Raw genomic sequence first — 630 nt, 5'->3', positions numbered from 1 at the left:
CTGTTCAAAGAGTTTGACATCATGTTCGACAATTTTAGTTCCGCTACGTCATACAGCGGGCCTGCGGTCATTCGTCTACTACGAGCCAATTGCGGTCAACAGGAACACAGTCAACTGTTCCAACCCGCACCTTCAAAACAGTGCTACTTGTTCGAAAGTTTGAAAGAGCTAGGCTTCAAAGAAAATTTACTGATGAACCACAATGGTGTCTTCGATAGCTTCCTTGAATTGATCAAGAAAGACGGCGACTTACAAGCGGCTCTTATGTCTCAAGAAGGTTTGGCTCCTTACCAAAAATCTTTTGATGGCTCTTCGATCTTCCGCGATAAGCAAGTATTGGATAACTGGTGGCAGCAAAGACTTAACAGTAGTGACGACAAAATCGTGGCACTCTACAACTCAATTTCACTGCACGATGGCAACCGGATCATCAATACGAATTCAAGCACATCCATTGCTAGCTACAAAATGCGCCTTAAGAATTTGCTTGATGATCTCTACGCGTTCTTTAAAACCTTAGAGTCCTCAAAGCGCAACATTGTTGTGGCCTTGGTACCAGAACATGGTGGTGGTATGCGAGGAGACCGAATGCAAATTTCAGGTATGCGAGAAATTCCTGCGCCAACGATC

1 protein-coding gene is annotated in these 630 nt (G+C 44.4%); it reads left to right on the top strand.

Features of this window, described 5'->3' with window-relative positions; all coding sequences use genetic code 11:
- Window positions 1-630, top strand: a 630-nt coding sequence (bcsG, locus tag R7Q46_RS27970; RefSeq protein ID WP_318078405.1) for a cellulose biosynthesis protein BcsG, incomplete at both ends; no start/stop codon positions are given.

The organism is Vibrio sp. 811, assembly GCF_033339195.1.
Note: the sequence above shows the minus strand (reverse complement) of the source record. Positions and strands in the feature narration are given on the sequence as shown.